Raw genomic sequence first — 17432 nt, forward strand, 5'->3', positions numbered from 1 at the left:
CGCTTATCCCATCAGAGATCTCCCATGAACGAACACCCGACGACCGAAACGGCGGCGTTGCCACGCACCACCAGCACCCTCAAGTCGCTGATCATCCGTCTGCATGGCTACATCGGCCTAATAATCGGCCCCTTTATCCTGTTTGCCGCCCTGACCGGCACGCTCTATGCGCTGACCCCGGCGCTGGAGCAGGCGATCTATCAGGAGGCGCTGACCACCGACTCTGCCGAGCGCGGCACCGCCCCGGCGTCACTTGCCCAACAGATCACCGCGGCCAGGACCTATCTGGATGCCGATCTCGCGGTCAGTGCCGTGCGCCCGGCTCCCGCCACCGGTGCCACCACCCGAGTGATGTTCGCCGACCCAAGCCTCGACCCCGGCGAGCATCGCGCCGTCTTCATCGACCGTGAGAGCCTCGCGGTGCGCGGCGACCTGACGGTCTACGGCACCAGCGGCGTGCTGCCACTGCGCCGCTTCATCGACCAGCTGCATCGCAACCTGATGCAGGGCGATATCGGCCGGCTCTACAGTGAGCTGGCCGCCTCCTGGCTGTGGCTCGCCGCACTGGGCGGCCTGGCCATCTGGGCCTTCTCGGCGACCCCCAGGGTCGCTGCCGGCAAGAAGACCCGCACCGCCCGGCGCCTGCGCACCCGCCGTCGTCACAGCCTGCTGGGCCTCACGTTACTGGTGGGGCTGCTCGCGCTATCGGCCACCGGCATGACCTGGTCGAAATGGGCCGGTGCCAATTTCTTTACCCTGCTCAAGGCCGGCGGCTGGGGCACACCCCGTGTCTCGCTCGAACTGGGCGAATCAGTGGCCGCCGATCCCCACGCGGAGCATCAAGCATCGCACAGCCAGCAGGCCCCCCTTGAAACAGACGATATCGACCGCGTGTTGGCCGTGGCCCGGCAAGCGGGCCTGGATGCCGGCAAGATCGAACTCAGGGTGCCCGGACCTCAACAGGCCTGGCAGGTACGCGAGATCGATCGCGGCTGGCCTTCACAGGTTGACGAGGTGGCCATCCATCCGCAGACCCTCGAGGTGCTCGAGCGGGTACGTTTCGAGGACTATCCGCTGCCTGCCAAGCTGACGCGCTGGGGCATCGATGCCCACATGGGCGTGCTATTCGGCTTGCCCAACCAACTGCTGCTGGCGGGTCTTGGGCTCGGCATCATCGTCATGGTCAGCTGGGGCTACATGATGTGGTGGCGTCGCCGACAGCCAGGCAACGGCCAGGCGCTGTGGCCATTACTGCGCCGTCTGCCGCCTAGCGCGCTGATAACGCTTGGCATTATTAGTCTGGCGCTGGGCATCGCCATGCCGGTGATGGGAGTGAGCCTGCTCGTGCTGCTGGCCATCGACGGGCTGCGCCGCGACAAGCGCATGCCGGCCAGCGAAGCGGCGAGCGGTTCTCGCTAGGCGAGTACGGGTCGCGATTCAGCAGGCGGCAGCCGCCTGGCTGCCGAAGCGGCTAAGCTGCATTTCCTGAAGGCGGCTCAAGCTGCGCCGGAAGGGAAAGGCCAGGTGCCCCTTGGAATACAGCGCGTCGAGGGGCACCCGGGCAGCAAGGTAGAGGGGAATGCCGCGGTCGTAACATTCATCGACCAGAGCGATGAAGCGGCGCACCCCGTCATCCTGAGGAGACAAGGCGGGCAGCGCCCGGTCGCCGGCGACCACCCGTTCCACCCCATCCTCGGTGCCGCGGGCAATGCGGGCGGCCTCGGGTTCACCGCCAAGGCTTGGCACCTCGTCCAGCAGGATGGCCTGAAAGCGGTCACACAGGCCGATGAAGTCCAGCGCCGACAGCGGTTGTTCGCATAGCGTGGCATAGCGACACCAGAGCACGTCCTCTCCCCGCCGCTCGATATCGAGCGCACGGTGCCCCAGGGTGATGGGCGCCACCGTGGTAGCCTGCCCCGCCGTCAGTGCCTCGAAAACCGCCGCCAAGGGACTTGGTGTAGCCGGCTCGACGACCCAATAACGCTCATGTGCCTCGCCCGGATGCTGGCGATGGTCCTGACCACCATCGAGGTGAAGCACCTCGAGATGCGCCTTCAGGGCGGCGATCGCCGGCAGAAAACGCTCGCGATTGAAGCCGTCGGCGTAAAGCTCGTCCGGCGCCTGATTGGAGGTGGTGACCAGCATCACGCCCTCGTCGAACAGCGCCATCAGCACGCCCCTGAGCAGCATGGCATCGGCGATGTCGTTGACGTAAAGCTCATCCAGGCACAGCACCCGCACCTCACTCGCGAGCTCGGCCGCGAGCTGGCCCAAAGGATCAGCGGTACCCATCAGCTGGAACTGGCGGCGGTGCACCCAGCGCATGAAATGATGAAAATGCTGACGGCGTACCGGCACCTCGAGACAGGCCACGAAGCGATCCATCAGCCAGGTCTTGCCGCGTCCTACCGGCCCCCACAGATAGAGGCCGCCGGCCGAGGCGCTGTCGTCTTCTTGGTGCCCTGCCCCACCTTGTTGAGCATCTGTCTCCCTAAGCGCCGCGGCGCAGGCCTGCAGCGCCTGTGCGGCCCGGCGCTGGGCGTCATCTTCGACGAAGCCCTGCTCTAGGGCATGTTCATAGGCGCCAAGGGGTGACAGGGGTGAAAACGACGTCATGGACGAGCCCGGGTGGCTGAGTGAACGATCATGGGGCGTTACTGTGCCAGTCCCGGGGCATGTTAAAAAGTGGCACGACAGAAAGTGCCAGCCCCGGGTCCTGTTAAAAAGTGGCACGGTAAAAGGCTCGAGCCTTGGGGCACTAAAAACGCCCTCGCCGACCGGGTTGGTCAACGAGGGCGCATCGGGCAGAAGCATCAGTGCGCTGGTCTATCTATCAGCCCAGCTGGAAGGGATACACCGAACCGATCTCGAGGAGGCTCGTCAGCTCATCCAGGGCGGTGAGGGTCTCGACGGCCAGCTGCGGGTCGGCCAGATCCTCCACGGCCAGGCGGTCGCGGTAGTGGCGTTCGACCCAGGTGATGAGATCGCCGTAGAGGCCGTCGTTGAGCAGCACTCGGCCGGTCACGGCGGCGCGCTCGGCCTCGGACAACGCCACCCGCAGGCGCAGACAGGCGGGGCCGCCGCCGTTGCGCATGCTCTGCTTGACGTCCTTGACCAGCACCTCGTTGATCGGGTTCGCGCCGGCGATCAGCAGGTCCTGAATGGTGCGCCACACGGCCTCGTTCTCCTGGCATTCACCGGGCACCACCAGGGTCATCGAGCCATCCGGGTTCGAAAGCAGCTGCGAGTTGAAGAGATACGACCCCACAGCGTCCTCGAGGCTGACCGCCTCTTCTGGCACCCGCACCGGGATCAAGGGCGTGGCCATCTTGGCGCGCAGCTCGTCCAGGGTGCCCTCTTCATTGCGGAAGGCCTTGGCGTGGTAAAGCAGCACCGGGCCGTTGCCCACCGCGATCACGTCGTTGTGGAAGACGCCGGCGTCGATGGCGCCGGGGTGCTGCTGGGCGAACACCGTCTGTGCGTCCGTCAGGCCATGCTGGCGGGCGACCGCCTGGCTGGCCTCCAATGTCTGGCGAGCCGGGTAACGCTTGGGCTCGACACCATCGCCGCCGAACGCCTGGCGGCCGTAGACGAACAGGTGCACGCCGGGCTCACCGTAGGCGCCGCACAGGCGGGTGTGGTTGGCCGCGCCCTCATCGGAGAAGGCCGGTGTCGCCGGCAGCACCGGATGATGGGCGAAGTGGCCCTCGTGCTTGAACATCGCCGACAGCACCCGCCCGGTGGTCTGCGGCTCCAGATAGCGGTGGAAGCTCGACTGCAGGTTGGCCGGCGTGAAGTGCACCCGGCCGTCCGGGGCATCGACGCTCGGCGTCACGGTACCGGCATTGGCGGTCCACATGCTGGAGGCCGAACACACCGCACGCAGCAGCTGCGGCGCTTCTTTGGCGGCACGAGCAAGCACCTCACCATCGCTACCGCTGAAGCCCAGTTCACGCAGGGCGCCAATATCCGGGCGCTGCTGGGGGGGCAACACGCCCTGAGCGTAGCCAGCATCCTTGAGCGACTTCATCTTGCCAAGGCCCTGCAGAGCCCCTTCCCGGGGATTGGAGACCAGGCCGCCGTGGCTCATCGAGGCCACGTTGCCGTGAGCCAGCCCCGAGTAGTTGTGGGTCGGCCCGACCAGGCCATCGAAGTTCACTTCTCGCACGTCGATCGCGTTCACCGTATCTCTCACAGACTCGCTCACAAGTGCACCCCCGCCGGCAGGGTCTCGGGAAACACCAGGCTCTCGGCTTCCATGGAGGCGACCGGATAGGCGCAGTAGTCCGCTGCATAGTAGGCACTGGGGCGATGGTTACCGCTGTCGCCTACCCCGCCGAAGGGGGCATCGCCGGAGGCGCCGGTGGTCTGGCGGTTCCAGTTGACGATGCCGGCGCGGATGCGCAGCAGGAAGTCATCCCAGTCATCCCGCTCGCCGCCGATCAGGCCGGCGGAGAGGCCATAGCGGGTGTCGTTGGCCAGTGCGATCGCCTCGTCCCAGTCGCCGTAGCGATACACCTTGAGCAGCGGGCCGAAGTGTTCCTCGTCGGGCACGTCGATGCCGGTGACGTCGATCAGCGAAGGCGACAGCAGGCTGGTGTTCTCTTCCAGGCGCTGCATGCGCGCAAGCACCTGGCCACCCATGCCTTCCAGCTCGTCCTGGGCCTTGAGCAGGCCATCGGCGGCCTCGACACTGACCAAGCCGCCGTAGAAGGGCGTGTCCTCGCTGAACTGACCGGCCACTCGCAGCTTGGCCATGGCCGTGATTAACGATTCGATCAGGCGATCGCCGACCGGGCCCTCCGGCACGATCAGGCGGCGCGCGCAGGTGCAGCGCTGACCGCCGGAAAGAAACGCCGACTGCAGGATGGCCAGCACCGCGGCACGCTCATCGGGCACGTCCTTGACCACCAGCGGGTTGTTGCCGCCGAGCTCCAGGGCCAGGATCTTGTCGAGCTGATCCGCGAACTGGCGCTGCAGGATGCCGCCGACCTTGGCGCTGCCGGTGAACAGCAAACCATCGATGCCGGGATGCGCGGAGAGCGCCTGGCCAACCGGGGCGGCGCCCTGCACCAGGTTGATCACGCCGTCCGGCAGGCCGGCCTCGCGCCAGCACTGCAGCGTCAGATCAGCAGTCAGAGGGGTCTGCTCGCTGGGCTTGAAGACCACGCAGTTGCCGGCCAGCAGCGCCGGCACCATGTGCCCGTTGGGCAGGTGACCGGGGAAGTTGTAGGGGCCGAATACCGCCAGCACGCCGTGGGGGCGATGGCGCAGCACCGCGGTGGTGCCGTTGACGTCCTTGCTGCGTTCACCGGTGCGCTCGTGATAGGCGGAAACCGACAGCGCGACCTTACCGATCATGGCGCCGACCTCGGTTCTGGCCTCCCAGAGCGGCTTGCCGGTTTCCTGGGCGATGGCGGTGGCCAGCACCTCACGGCGGTTGTCGAGCACGTCACGAAAGCGCTCGATCAGCGCCTGGCGCTCGGCGAAGGGCATGCGGGCCCAGGCCGGGAAGGCGGCGCGGGCGGCATCGACCGCGGCGCCGACCTGCTCGGCGCTGGCGCTGGCGGCCTGCCAGAGGGTGTCGTTGGATACCGGGTCGATCTTGACGAAGCCCTCGGCCTCACCGGGAAGCCAGGTACCGCCGATCAGGAGTTGCTGCTTGGCGTGCATGAAATCTCTCCCTCGGCGCGGCGGGGGCGCCGCGCTCGCGAAGTGGGTGACGAACCGGGCGCGCGGCACTGCCGTGGCGCCCGGTCGAGAAGGGTTATCCGCCGTCGGCGGTTCAGGTGCCGAGCACCCGCACGGTGTCGCCGGCGACGACGCCCAGGCGATGAGCCTCGGCCTCGCTCAGGGTGATGATCTCGCCCTCGGGACCACGGCCCACCCAGCAGGCGCAGAAGCCGACCATGGCGGTGGTCGAGACCATCCATTGCGGGCGTTCGCCTTGTGGCATCTCACCCGCGGCCTCGGCGGTGATTCCGCTGCTCACCTCCACCTGACAGAGCGTCGACAGGCGCACCGCGCGCACGTCATCGATATAGGCTTCTACAGTGGGGCCGGCATCGAAGATGTCGATATAGCCTTCCCAGCGCAGCCCTTCCTTCTTGAGCATCTCGAGCGCCGGACGGGTGTGCTCGTGCACTTCGCCGATGCAGGCCTGGGCCTCTTCGGAGAGGAAGGTGGTGTAGATCGGGAACTTGGGCATCAGCTCGCCGATGAAGCTCTTCTGGCCCAGGCCCGTCAGGCGGTCGGCCTGGTTGAAATTGAGCGGGAAGAAATGACTGCCCAGGTTCTCCCAGAAGGGGCTCACGCCTTCCTCGTTGAAGACGCCGCGCATCTCGGCCAGCACCTTGTCCGGAAACCGGTCGCGGAACTGCGCCATGAACAGCCAGCGCGCCTTGGACAACAGGGCGCCGTTGCGTTCGTGGCGTCGATCCGCACCGCGATACTCCTGGCGCAGGAACAGCGAGGCCACCTCGGCATCACCGGTGTGGTCCGAACTCAGGAACAGGGTGTCGATGGTGCGATGCAGGTCGAGCTGCACCGAGGAATGCGCCAGGGTGCCGAGCCGGTAGTGATAGAAGGGCACCTCACGCCCTACCTGGGCCTCGATGGCGCAGCAACCGGCCAGCTCGCCGTTCTCTTCGTCTTCCAGCACGAAGAAATACAGGCGGTCATCGACCGGGGTGCGTTCCTCGAAGGCGCGCGCCGCCGACTCGATCTTGCTGGCCAGGAAGTCGCGGTTATCGGGCAGCGAGGTAAAACCTACGCCAGTCTGTCGGGAGAGGGCCTGCAGGCCGTCCAGGTCGCCACGGGCAATCGGACGAATGCGCATCACAGTTCTCCTTCGTCGAGGGCATCAATGGCGTCAGGCAGCGACAGCGGCGCGGCCAGCACGGCGCGGCCCTCCTCGACGCCGAGGATCTCGGCGTGCTCGGGCGAGAGCATCAACTGACCGGTAGGCGACAGCGCATAGCGAGCCACCACGCAGCGGAAATCACCGAGCTTCTGGTTGGCGATCATCGCCGGCTCCGCATCGGGCAGCGAGCTCGCCGGGCGAATGCGCACCGGATGCCAGCTGGCGCGGCGGAAGGTTTCCAGGCGGTCACGCTCGCCCTTGATCACCGGCCCCGCATCGAAGATGTCGACATGACGGCTGCGCACGAAGCCCTCGGCCAGCATCTCCTCGAGTGCCGCTTCGTGATCCGGATGCTCGCGGCCGATGGCGGCCCGCGCCGGGGGCGTGAGCAGCGGCAGATAGAGCGGGAACTGCGGCATCACCTCGGCAATGAAACTCTTCGAGCGCACCCCGGCGATATGGTTGATCTCCTGATAGCCGCGCTGGAAGAAGTGCTGACCGACGCTTGCCCAGAACGGCGACTCGCCCGACTCATCGAGAAAGCCAGGGAAGGCCACCGCCAACAGATCGGCGAAGCGCTCCGGATACTGGGCGATGAACATCAGCCGCGCCCGGCGCAAGAGGCTCTCGGCGCTGGTGCCCTTGTAGCGCGGGTCCAGCGACAGCGCGCACAAAAGCGACGCCTCGGAGACCTCATGAGACAGCGACAGGGTCTGTACCTCGCGGCGCACATTGAGCTGCTGCGAGGCGTGAATCAGGGTCTCCTGACGGTAGGTGTAGTAGGCATCCACCGCCCCGGCCTGGGCGCGAATGGTGGCGGTGCCCACCACCTCACCACGCTCCCGGTCCTCGAGCACGAAGGTGTAGTGCTCGTCCTCGGGAAAGTCGACCACACGACCGAAGGAACGCTGGGAGCGAGTGATCCGCTCCTCGAGACGGTCACGGTGGGCCGGCAGATTGGTCAGGCGCGGCGTGGCGGTGCCGGCCAGGCGCTCGAGCGCCGGCAGGTCCGACGATCTCGCAGGGCGAACGACCAGCATGGGCTGTCCTCCATCTGAACCATGAGTGGGCGATGAACCGAGGGCGGAGGCCGTCATGGACACGCTCATGCCTGGGCGACGAACTTGGCAATGGCCCGCTCGAGGCGCGCCATGCCCTCGCGGATGTCGTCCTCGGGAATCACCAGCGACGGCGCCAGGCGCAACACATTAGGCCCGGCGATCAGCGCCATCAGGCCCTCCTCGATGGCCAGCGGCAGGATTTCCTTGGCGCGCCCCTCATAGGCCGGCGCCATCTGGGCCCCTATCAGCATGCCCATGCCACGCACTTCCTCGAACACGCCGTACTTCTGATTGATCTCCTCAAGCCGTTCACAAAACAGCGCATGACGACGCTTGACGCCCTCGAGCACCTCGGGGGTATCGATGAACTCGACGGCGGCCAGTGCCACGGCGGAGGCCAGGGCGTTGCCGCCGTAGGTGGACCCATGAGTACCGATACCCAGCGCCGGGGCGATGGCATCGGTGGTCAGCATGGCGCCGACCGGGAAACCGCCGCCCAGCGACTTGGCGCTGGTCAGGATGTCCGGGGTCACGCCGTATTCCATATAGGCAAACAAGGAACCGCTGCGGCCGATGCCGGTCTGTACCTCGTCGAAGATCAGCAGCGCCTGGTGCTCGTCACACAGCGCCCGCAGGCCCTCGAGGAATGCCTGGGTGGCCGGCACGATACCGCCCTCGCCCTGCATCGGCTCGACCATCACCGCGCAGGTGTCGTCGCCCATCAGTTCACGCACCGCCTCGAGGTCATTGAACTCGGCGTGCAGGATGCCGCCCGGTACCGGTCCGAAGCCCTGGGAATACTTGGGCTGACCACCGACGCTGACGGTGAAGAAGGTACGGCCATGGAACGACTGGCGGAAGGAGATGATCTTGTCCTTGTGCTCGCCATGCTCGTTGTAGGCCCAGCGACGCGCCAGCTTGAGCGCTGCCTCGTTGGCCTCGCCACCGGAGGAGCACAGGAACACCTTGTCGGCGAAGGTACGCTCGGTGAGTGTCCTGGCAAGCTTCAGGGCCGGTTCATTGGTGTAGATGTTGGACAGGTGCCACAGCTTGTCGGCCTGATCCTTGAGGGCATTGACCAGCACCGGGTGGCAGTGGCCTAGGGCGTTGACGGCGATGCCGCCGGCGAGGTCGATGTACTCGCGACCGTCCTGGTCCCACAGCCGGCTCCCCTCGCCGCGTACCGGAATCACCTGCTGAGGCGAGTAGTTCGGCGTCATGTAGTGGTCAAAATCGCTACGGCTCGGGGTATAGGTCATGATCTGTTCCATCCTTTTGGATCTAGGTATTGAAAGAGTATACGGGGGCCTCGTCACGCAAGGCTTTCAGCGATGGGACGGTGAATTATGAAAAGCGGCGGGCGACTGTCGGGCAAGTGAACCCCCTTGCCGATGCCAGAAAAAGCCCACCCGCGGGCTCGGGGTTCAGGCGCTGCCTGGCAACCTGCCCTGCAGACGCCCCTTGAAGAATACGGTGAATGCCCCATTCTTATTAGCACGCTAAAAATTCCTTTTCGATTCCGTCAGGGATGCTTGATCCACCCGTCAGGGCCTCAACAAGGAGTCTGCCACATGCATATCGATCTATCCGGCAAGCACGCCGTCATCACCGGTTCCACCGCCGGCATCGGCTACGCCATCGCGCAGGGTCTCGTCGACGCCGGCGCCGAGGTGGTGATCACCGGGCGCACTCAGGCCCGGGTCGATGACGCCATCTCGAGCCTTCAAGAAGCGCATCCCAGGGCCAGTATATCGGGAGTCGCCGCGGATCTCGGCACCGCGGAAGGCTGCCAGGCACTGATCGCCGCCAAGCCCGACACCGATATCCTGATCAACAACGTCGGCATCTTCGGACCACAGGACTTCTTCGAGACCGACGATGACACCTGGCAGCAGTTCTTCGACGTCAACGTGATGAGCGCGGTGCGCCTGTCGCGTCATTATGCCAAGGGCATGCGCGATCGCGACTGGGGTCGCATCCAGTTCCTGTCCAGCGAATCGGCGCTTAACATTCCAAGCGAGATGGTCCACTACGGCATGACCAAGAGCGCCGTGCAGTCGATTTCCCGAGGGCTTGCCAAGGTGCTCGCCGGCACCAACGTCACCGTCAACGCCATTCTGCCAGGGCCGACCCGCTCCGAAGGCGTGCTCGAGATGATCAAGCAGGCCGCCGATGAGGCAGGTATCTCGCAGCAGGAAATGGAAGCCCGCTTCGTTCAGGAGAACCGCCCTTCCTCGATCATCCAGCGCCTGGCAACCCCTGAAGAGGTCGCCAACATGAGCGTCTATGCGGCCTCGCCCCAGGCCAGCGCCACCACCGGCGCGGCGCTGAAGGTAGAAGGCGGCATCGTCGACAGCATGGCCTGATCGCCACTCGCCATCAGGCGTTGATGATGCGATATCGGTCCCGCTGCCATGCCGGCGGCCTTCAAGGCAAGACACCAAGTCTTGCCAAGTGCGAGCAACAGCGCGCAGACCTCTTCTCAGGCTTGCGTGTCTGGCGCATGATGCCAGGCAGGGATCGAGAAAAATGCTCAAAGGAGGCAGGCGCCATGTTCAACACCACCGGCTGGAACCGCTGGCGCTATAGCCTCTATGCCCCGGTCTATGACCTGGTGGCCGACCGCGCCTTCCGTCGCGCAAGGCGCCAGGCACTCGACGCAGTGGGATGGCAAGCCGGTCAGCGGGTGCTGATTGTCGGCGCGGGTACCGGGCTCGATCTCCCCTGGTTGCCTCGCAGTATCGAATTGCATGGTACCGATCTCGCCCCGGCCATGGTGCGGCGCTTCCAGACACGCTCGGATCGACTGGGCTTTGATGCCAGCGCCCGGGTCATGGATGGCGAGCATCTCGACTACCCGGATGGCCACTTCGATGTGGTAATCATGCACCTGATTCTCGCGGTGATGCCGCACCCCGAACAGGGCCTGAGCGAGGCCCACCGGGTACTCGCCGATGAAGGTCAGCTATGTGTGCTGGACAAGTTTCAGCCCGATAACCGCCCGGCGGGTCTTGGGCGGCGGACCCTGAACCTGGTGACCAGCGCCATCGCCACCGATATCACCCGTCAGGCCAGGCCACTGCTGCAAGACGCAGGCTTTACCATCGAGAATGACGAACCGGCGATGATGGGTGAGCTGTTTCGCGCCCTGCTGGCAAGAAAGTCAGGAACGACCGCGCGGTGAGTGGCGTGCGGGGCGGCCGCCGCCCTTGCTGGCGGGTTTACCACCTTGCTTGCCAGCTTGCTTACCAGACCCCGCCTTGCCCTGACCGCCCTTGCCGGCGGGCTTGCCCTTGGCCTGGGCACCGTGGCTGGGCTTGCCTTGTCCGCTCCGTTCCTGACTGGACTTAGCTTGGCTGGATTTAGCCTGACCGGGCTTGGCTTGACCGGGCTTGCCGGCATCCGAGGACGATGTCTGCTTGATCGCGCGTCTGGGCTTGGTGCTCTGCCCATCGCCTGCCGTGCCTGTGCCCTGCTTGATCGCCCGCTTGGGCTTTCCCTGAGTTGAACCGGACTTTCCCTGACCGGACTTGCTCTGACCTGATTTGCCCTGCCCCGGCTTACCCGTACCTGGCTTACGCGGTTCTGACCCGGCGGTGCGCTTGGCGCCGGGCTTGCCCGCGCCTGACGCCCCAGCTCCTGATTTGCCGGTCCCTTTAGTGCCGGGGCGTGCCTTGCGCTTGGGCAAGGAGGCGTCTTCGGTCTTGCGCGAATCCCCCAGCATGGCGTCAAGCGTCGCCATCTCATCGGCGCCCAGCTCGCGCCACTGGCCGGATGACAAGCCGGCCAGATGAATGTTCATCAGCCGCACGCGCTTGAGGTAGGTGACCTCATAGCCCAGATACTCGGTCATGCGACGTATCTGGCGATTGAGCCCCTGGGTCAACACGATGGTGAAGCTGTTGGGCCCGGTCTGGCGGACCGGGCAGGGCTGGGTCATGGTGCCGAGAATCGGAATACCCGCGCCCATGCGCTCGATGAAGGCCTGATTGATCGGGCGATCGACCCGCACCTGATATTCCTTTTCGTGGGCGTTGCCAGCACGCAGGATCTTGTTGACGATATCGCCGTCATTGGTCAGCAGGATCAGGCCCTGGGAGGGCTTGTCGAGCCGCCCGATGGGGAAGATGCGCTCGGGATAATTGACCGCATCGACGATGTTGGTCGGGTCAGCAGGGTCGGTGGTGCAGGTCACCCCGACCGGCTTGTTGTAGAGCAGGTAGACCGGCCGGGGCTTGGGGCGCAGCGGCTTGCCGCGCACCGTCACCCGGTCGGCATCGGTCACCCGCATGCCCATCTCGGCACGACGGCCATTGACCTTCACCGCCCCCTCCTCGATCAGCCGGTCGGCCTCGCGACGCGACACGATGCCGGTCTCGCTGATGAACTTGTTGAGGCGGGTATCGCTTTGGTCGAGTGCCATGAGAAAACCGTGGGTAGCCGGGGCATGACGCGACTGTCGAGGCGCATCTCGCGCCATCGCCGCTTCCTGCACGAATGAATGTCGGCCAATGGTAGCGCCCTGGGCCGCCCGCGCCCAGTGGCCGCGGGCTAGTGCGCGCAATCATCGTTGCTATAATCGTAGCCGCCAGCGCCCCCGTCCTGTTCGTGATAGCCACCACCGCAGGTAAACACCCCGCTCGCCAGCAGGCTCCTCGACCGACCAGGCTCATATCATGCACCTTTCCCCTCGCTTGCCTACCATCAAGCAGCTGCAGTGCTTCGTGGCCGTGGCCCAGGAGCTCAATTTCCGCCGCGCCGCCCAGCGCCTGAACATGTCTCAACCACCGCTGTCGAGACAGATCCATGCCCTGGAAACGCTGCTGCGCACGCGCCTGATCGATCGTGACACTCACCGGGTCGCCCTGACCGGCGCCGGCCAGGCCTTTCTGGTCGAGGCCGAGTGCCTGCTGAACCAGCTGGAGGCCGCCGTGGCCACCCGCCTCGCCCACCAGGAAGATGCCGAGCGGGATATTCGCATCGGCCTCACCAGCGTGCTCGACTTCAGCCAGTTCCCCGCCCTGCACGAGACACTGACCCAGGCGAGAAGCCACCATCAGGCGCGGCTGGAGCATAACTACACGAAACACCTGATCGAGCGCCTGGCCGCTTCGCAGATTGATCTGGCCATCGTCGGAGAATTCGAACGGCTGCCGGCAGGGCTAGGCATCACTCATATCGCCACCGACCCGCTGGTGGTCGCGCTGCCGGCCCAGCATCCAGCCGCGATGCACGAGGTCATCGACCTGGCAGACATTGCCGATACCTCTCTCTACTGGTTCCCACGTCCCGATAACCCGGCCTTCTTCGATCGCTGCGAGGCGGTGTTCAGCGCCGCTGACTACCACCCACCGCGCCTGACCGAGCCGGCGGACCACATCACGCTGTTGGCAAGGATCGCCAACGGCGAGGGGCTTGCCCTGCTGCCCGCCTCGATGCTCGCCGCCAGCCGCGTCGGCGTGGTGTATCGCGAACTGGCACCCACCCTGCAGCGCCGCCTGGCCATCGATATTCATCTGGTCTGGCGCGTCGATGAACAACGCCAGCAGGCGCGGCAGCTGATAGAGGCCTTGTCATGCCGGGTCGAGCATGGCCGCTATCGTGTCACCTGAGCCACGCCTGACACCCGGGTCAGGGCCGACGGCTAGGCGTTGACCCCCTTCATGCCCTCGGGGCTGTAGCGCTCGCCCTGAATCCGCTCGGGCCGCATCACGGCCTCCAGTTCATCGACCTCTTGCCGGGTCAGGCCGAGCGACAGGGCGCCGAGGTTTTCCCGGAGATAGCGCGAGCGGCGCGTGCCGGGAATGGGCACCAGACGCGCGTACTTGCCGAGCAGCCAGGCCAGCGCGACCTGGCCCGGGGTCGCCGAATGGCGCCGGGCAATGGCCTCGACGCTGCTCAAGAGCGCCCGGTTGTGAGCCATGCAGTCATCCTGAAAGCGCGGGTTGTGGCGGCGGAAGTCATCCTCGGCCAGGTCCTGCTTGGACGCGATGCGCCCGGTCAGGAACCCCCGGCCCAGCGGCGAATAGGCCACCAGGCCGATGTCGAGCGCCTCGACCGTGGGCAGGATGTCGGCCTCGATGTCGCGCGTCCACAGCGAGTATTCGGTCTGCAGGGCCGTCACCGGGTGGACCTCATGGGCCTGCTTGAGGGTAGCGGCCGAAACCTCGCATAGCCCCACATGTGCCACCTTGCCCTCGGCCACGAGCTGCTGCATGACGCCCATGGTCTCGGTGATATCCGCGGCCGGATCGACACGATGCAGGTAATACAGATCCAGGCGTTCGACGCCGAGGCGCTTGAGGGAAGCCTCGCAGCAGGCGCGGATGTACTCGGGGCGGTTGTTGATGCCGCGGGCATAGCTGGCATCGGCCGGCCGGTCGATGCCACATTTGGTAGCCACCTTGAGATCCGCCAGGCCGGCACTGGCGCGGGGTGACGCCAGCAATTCACCGATCAAGCGCTCATTGTGGCCGCGACCGTACATGTCGGCGGTATCGATCAAGGTAACGCCGGACTCGACGACCTCGTGCAGGATGGCCAGGGCATTGGCCTCATCGGTGGCACCATAGAACTCGCTGAGCCCCATGGCACCATAGCCCATGCTGGAAACGCGCAGGCCCTGGCCGAGTTCACGCAGGGGCAGCGGGGAAGGAGAAACGTTGGGCGTTGTCATGCATTACCTCGTCCTGATGGAGTGTCGAGGCACAGCATGGCGCGAACGCGCCGGAGCGGGAATTGCCGAATTGGCAATACCTTTAAAGCATCACCATTGCCCCATCACCGCCACGCATCCGCCACACGCGGCTGGCGTGCCTGGCCGAGGGACCGATGTTCGCCGATGCTCCCGTCATTGCGGCTCAGCTCAGCCGCTCTTCCCTTGGCGTCATGCCGAAATGGTTGCGGTAGGCGGTGGAGAAGTGAGCACCGGAGGAAAAACCGGTCTGCAGGGCGATGTCGCCCACTGCGCGATCACTCTCACGCAACAGCTTGCGTGCCTCCTGCAGGCGCAGATCCAGGTAATAGCGACTCGGCACCGTCTGCAGGTACTTCTTGTACAGCCGCTCGAGCTGTCGCCGTGAGATGCCCAGGTGTTCGGCCAGCTCGTGGGTGGTCAGGGGCTCCTCGATATTGGCTTCCATCAGCGACACGGCATCGATCAGGCTCTGCGGGGCATGGCCTAGCCGTGAGCGCAACGGCACATGCTGGGGCTCATCGGCCATGCGGATGCGCTCACAGACGAAATGCTCGGACACCTTCTCGGCCAGGCGCTGGCCGTGGTGCATGCCGATCAGAGTCATCACCATGTCCATGGCCGAGGTCCCGCCCCCACAGGTCAGCCGATCACGGTCGATCTCGAAGAGCTGCGGGGAAAGGTTGATACGCGGATGATCCTGCCCCACGGCCTCGACCCGCTGCCAGGGCAGGGTCGCCCGGTAGCCATCGAGCACGCCGGCCAAGGCCAGTACCTCGGCACCGCCAGCGATGCCCCCCAGCACCACGCCACGACCCGCGAGGCGTTTGAGCCAGTCGACCAGGCTCGACGGCAGTGCAGCCGCCAGGGGGCTGGGGGCACAGACCAGCAGCAGATCAAGGTCCCGGTCGTCATCGCCTGCACCCAGCGAGGGCGACAGCGACATCTCGGCGGCACTGGTCACTGCCCGGCCATCGAGGCTGAAGGCAACCGGCGCATAGAGTCGCCGGCCGGCCATCTGGCTGGCTACCGCCAGCGGCTCCAGCGCACAGGCCTGCGCCAGCAGCGAAAAGCCGGGCAATAGCAGCACCCCCACCTGGCGTGGCGGCGTGTGAGCCAAAGACTCGAGAAGTAGATCAGGCATCGAGAGTCGCCATCATTCAGCTAGCGCGGGAAACACATCATAGGGCATCGACGCTGTGCCGACAGCTTCGCGGAGCGAGGATGAAACTCGCGGTGCCAGCATGAAAAACGCCCGACCTGAGACGGGCGTCCGGAAGACAACGACCGCCAGAAGGCGGTCGTCAGAACAGATAGGTTACGACAAGTGGCGCCCTCGCCACTCAGCCTTTCAACAGCACGAAGGCCACGCCCGCCACCAACACCAGCCCCACCACGACGGGCAGCAACCAGTGAAGGCCTTGGTCGGACTCCCGAGCCTCAGGCTGACTGGCATCAGGTTCCGGGTCGTTGAAATCCTCTGGCTGGCTGACCTCCTTGAAATGCTGAAGCTCTTCCTCGGAATCCTTACTGGTTCGTGTGTCCATCACGCACCTCCGCGATTGCTGAGTCATTGACAGCAGAGACCATCAAGTAGGGCGCCGACAGCCTCTTACAGGTTTACGACATCAAAATCGGCGACAGTATCCACATCGGCGTCATAATCGACATCGTCACGCTCGAAGCCGAACAGCTTGAGGAACTCATGCTTGTAACCAGCATAGTCGGTAATGTCGAAGAGATTCTCGGTGGTCACCTTGGGCCACAGGTCCTGGCAGGCTTGCTGGACATCGTCACGCAGTTCCCAGTCGTCCAGACGCAGGCGTCCGGCGTCATCGGTTGCCACCTGGCCACCTGAATAGAGCGCTTCACCGAAGAGACGATTGAGCTGATCGATAGTCCCCTCGTGCAGGCCCTGTTCCTTCATCACCTTATAGACCATGGCGATGTAGAGCGGCATGACCGGGATGGCGGCGCTGGCCTGAGTCACCACGGACTTGAGCACGGCTACGTTGGCGCTACCGTCGGTCGCCTTGAGCTTGGCGTCGATGGCGTGGGCGGCTCGATCCAGGTCTTCCTTGGCCTTGCCCAGCGCCCCGTGCCAGTAGATCGGCCAGGTGATCTCGGTGCCAATGTAGCTGAAGGCCACGCTCTTGGCGCCCGGCGCCAGCACACCCGCCTCGTCGAGGGCATTCATCCACAGTTCCCAGTCTTCACCGCCCATCACGGTGATGGTGTCCTGGATCTCCTGCTCGTTGGCCGGTTCGACCTCGGCCTCGATGATGGCGTCCTTGTTGGTATCGATGGCGGTGGCGCGGTAGGTCTCGCCGATCGGCTTGAGCACCGAGCGCTTCATCTCTCCGCTGTCCGGCAGCTTGCGCACCGGCGAGGCCAGCGAATAGACCACCAGGTCGACCTGCCCCATGTCCTGCTTGATCAGTTCGATGGCCTTCTCACGGGCCTCATGGGAGAAGGCGTCGCCGTTGATCGACTTGCTGTAAAGCCCTTCCTGCTTGGCGAACCTGTCAAAAGCCGCCGAGTTGTACCAGCCAGCGGTGCCGGGCTTCTTCTCGGTGCCGGGCTTCTCGAAGAACACGCCCAGGGTATCGGCACCGTAGCCGAAGGCCGACGTGATGCGAGCCGCCAGGCCATAGCCGCTGGAGGCTCCGATCACCAACACCTTCTTGGGTCCGCTCGCCTTGTCCAGACCACGCGCCTTGGTGGCTTCGATCTGCTCGAGGACGTTCTGCTGGCAGCCGACGGGGTGGGTGGTGGTGCAGATGAAACCGCGAACCTTGGGTTTGATGATCACAGG

15 protein-coding genes are annotated in these 17432 nt (G+C 65.2%); 4 read left to right on the forward strand and 11 right to left on the reverse strand.

Features of this window, described 5'->3' with window-relative positions:
- Positions 1–24: 24 nt before the first annotated feature.
- Entirely contained in the window at positions 25–1419 is a 1395-nt protein-coding gene (locus tag HF027_RS02060) for a PepSY-associated TM helix domain-containing protein (protein ID WP_168012418.1), read from the forward strand.
- Positions 1420–1437: 18 nt separating this feature from the next.
- Here HF027_RS02060 and zapE read toward each other — a convergent pair whose 3' ends face one another.
- The 6 genes from zapE to HF027_RS02090 all read right to left on the reverse strand — a co-directional run bounded on the left by zapE (position 1438) and on the right by HF027_RS02090 (position 9182).
- Entirely contained in the window at positions 1438–2616 is a 1179-nt protein-coding gene (gene zapE, locus HF027_RS02065; RefSeq protein ID WP_168012419.1) for a cell division protein ZapE, read from the reverse strand.
- 217 nt (positions 2617–2833) lie between these two features.
- Positions 2834–4183 (reverse strand): N-succinylarginine dihydrolase, encoded by a 1350-nt coding sequence (gene astB, locus HF027_RS02070; protein ID WP_168012420.1) that lies wholly within the window; start codon positions 4181–4183, stop codon positions 2834–2836.
- Between the two features lie 20 nt (positions 4184–4203).
- Positions 4204–5673: a succinylglutamate-semialdehyde dehydrogenase gene (gene astD, locus HF027_RS02075; RefSeq protein WP_168012421.1), complete on the reverse strand. Its 1470-nt coding sequence runs from the start codon at positions 5671–5673 to the stop codon at positions 4204–4206.
- Positions 5674–5785: 112 nt separating this feature from the next.
- Positions 5786–6838, reverse strand: coding sequence for an arginine N-succinyltransferase (astA, locus tag HF027_RS02080; protein ID WP_168012422.1), 1053 nt, complete (start codon positions 6836–6838; stop codon positions 5786–5788).
- The gene (locus HF027_RS02085) at positions 6838–7902 is read right to left on the reverse strand and encodes an arginine N-succinyltransferase (RefSeq protein WP_168012423.1); all 1065 of its coding nucleotides are present in this window, start codon (positions 7900–7902) and stop codon (positions 6838–6840) included. Before HF027_RS02085 ends, astA begins: the two co-directional genes overlap by 1 nt.
- Positions 7903–7967: 65 nt before the next feature.
- Positions 7968–9182: an aspartate aminotransferase family protein gene (locus tag HF027_RS02090; protein WP_168012425.1), complete on the reverse strand. Its 1215-nt coding sequence runs from the start codon at positions 9180–9182 to the stop codon at positions 7968–7970.
- Positions 9183–9494: 312 nt separating this feature from the next.
- Here HF027_RS02090 and HF027_RS02095 point away from each other — a divergent pair, with 312 nt between their 5' ends.
- A complete protein-coding gene (locus tag HF027_RS02095) occupies positions 9495–10289 on the forward strand; it encodes an SDR family NAD(P)-dependent oxidoreductase (RefSeq protein ID WP_168012427.1) in 795 nt (264 codons plus the stop codon).
- 185 nt (positions 10290–10474) lie between these two features.
- Complete coding sequence (locus HF027_RS02100) at positions 10475–11107, forward strand: class I SAM-dependent methyltransferase (protein WP_168012429.1); 633 nt, start codon at positions 10475–10477, stop codon at positions 11105–11107.
- On the opposite strand, the gene rluF is transcribed toward HF027_RS02100, so the two are convergent.
- Entirely contained in the window at positions 11087–12403 is a 1317-nt protein-coding gene (gene rluF, locus HF027_RS02105) for a 23S rRNA pseudouridine(2604) synthase RluF (protein ID WP_245184441.1), read from the reverse strand. The genes HF027_RS02100 and rluF overlap by 21 nt on opposite strands.
- Positions 12404–12599: 196 nt before the next feature.
- Between rluF and HF027_RS02110 the strand changes: the two genes are divergently transcribed.
- Positions 12600–13535 (forward strand): LysR family transcriptional regulator, encoded by a 936-nt coding sequence (locus tag HF027_RS02110; RefSeq protein WP_168012431.1) that lies wholly within the window; start codon positions 12600–12602, stop codon positions 13533–13535.
- A 32-nt stretch (positions 13536–13567) separates the two neighbouring features.
- Here HF027_RS02110 and HF027_RS02115 read toward each other — a convergent pair whose 3' ends face one another.
- From HF027_RS02115 to fabV, 4 genes are all read right to left on the reverse strand, one after another.
- The gene (locus HF027_RS02115) at positions 13568–14599 is read right to left on the reverse strand and encodes an aldo/keto reductase (RefSeq protein ID WP_209316382.1); all 1032 of its coding nucleotides are present in this window, start codon (positions 14597–14599) and stop codon (positions 13568–13570) included.
- A 184-nt stretch (positions 14600–14783) separates the two neighbouring features.
- Entirely contained in the window at positions 14784–15761 is a 978-nt protein-coding gene (locus tag HF027_RS02120) for a GlxA family transcriptional regulator (RefSeq protein ID WP_209316383.1), read from the reverse strand.
- 199 nt (positions 15762–15960) lie between these two features.
- A complete protein-coding gene (locus tag HF027_RS02125) occupies positions 15961–16164 on the reverse strand; it encodes a hypothetical protein (protein WP_168012433.1) in 204 nt (67 codons plus the stop codon).
- Between the two features lie 65 nt (positions 16165–16229).
- Entirely contained in the window at positions 16230–17429 is a 1200-nt protein-coding gene (gene fabV, locus HF027_RS02130; RefSeq protein ID WP_168012435.1) for an enoyl-ACP reductase FabV, read from the reverse strand.
- Positions 17430–17432: the final 3 nt, after the last annotated feature.

The sequence above is a fragment of the Halomonas salinarum genome (assembly GCF_012062845.1).
GTDB lineage: Bacteria > Pseudomonadota > Gammaproteobacteria > Pseudomonadales > Halomonadaceae > Onishia > Onishia salinarum.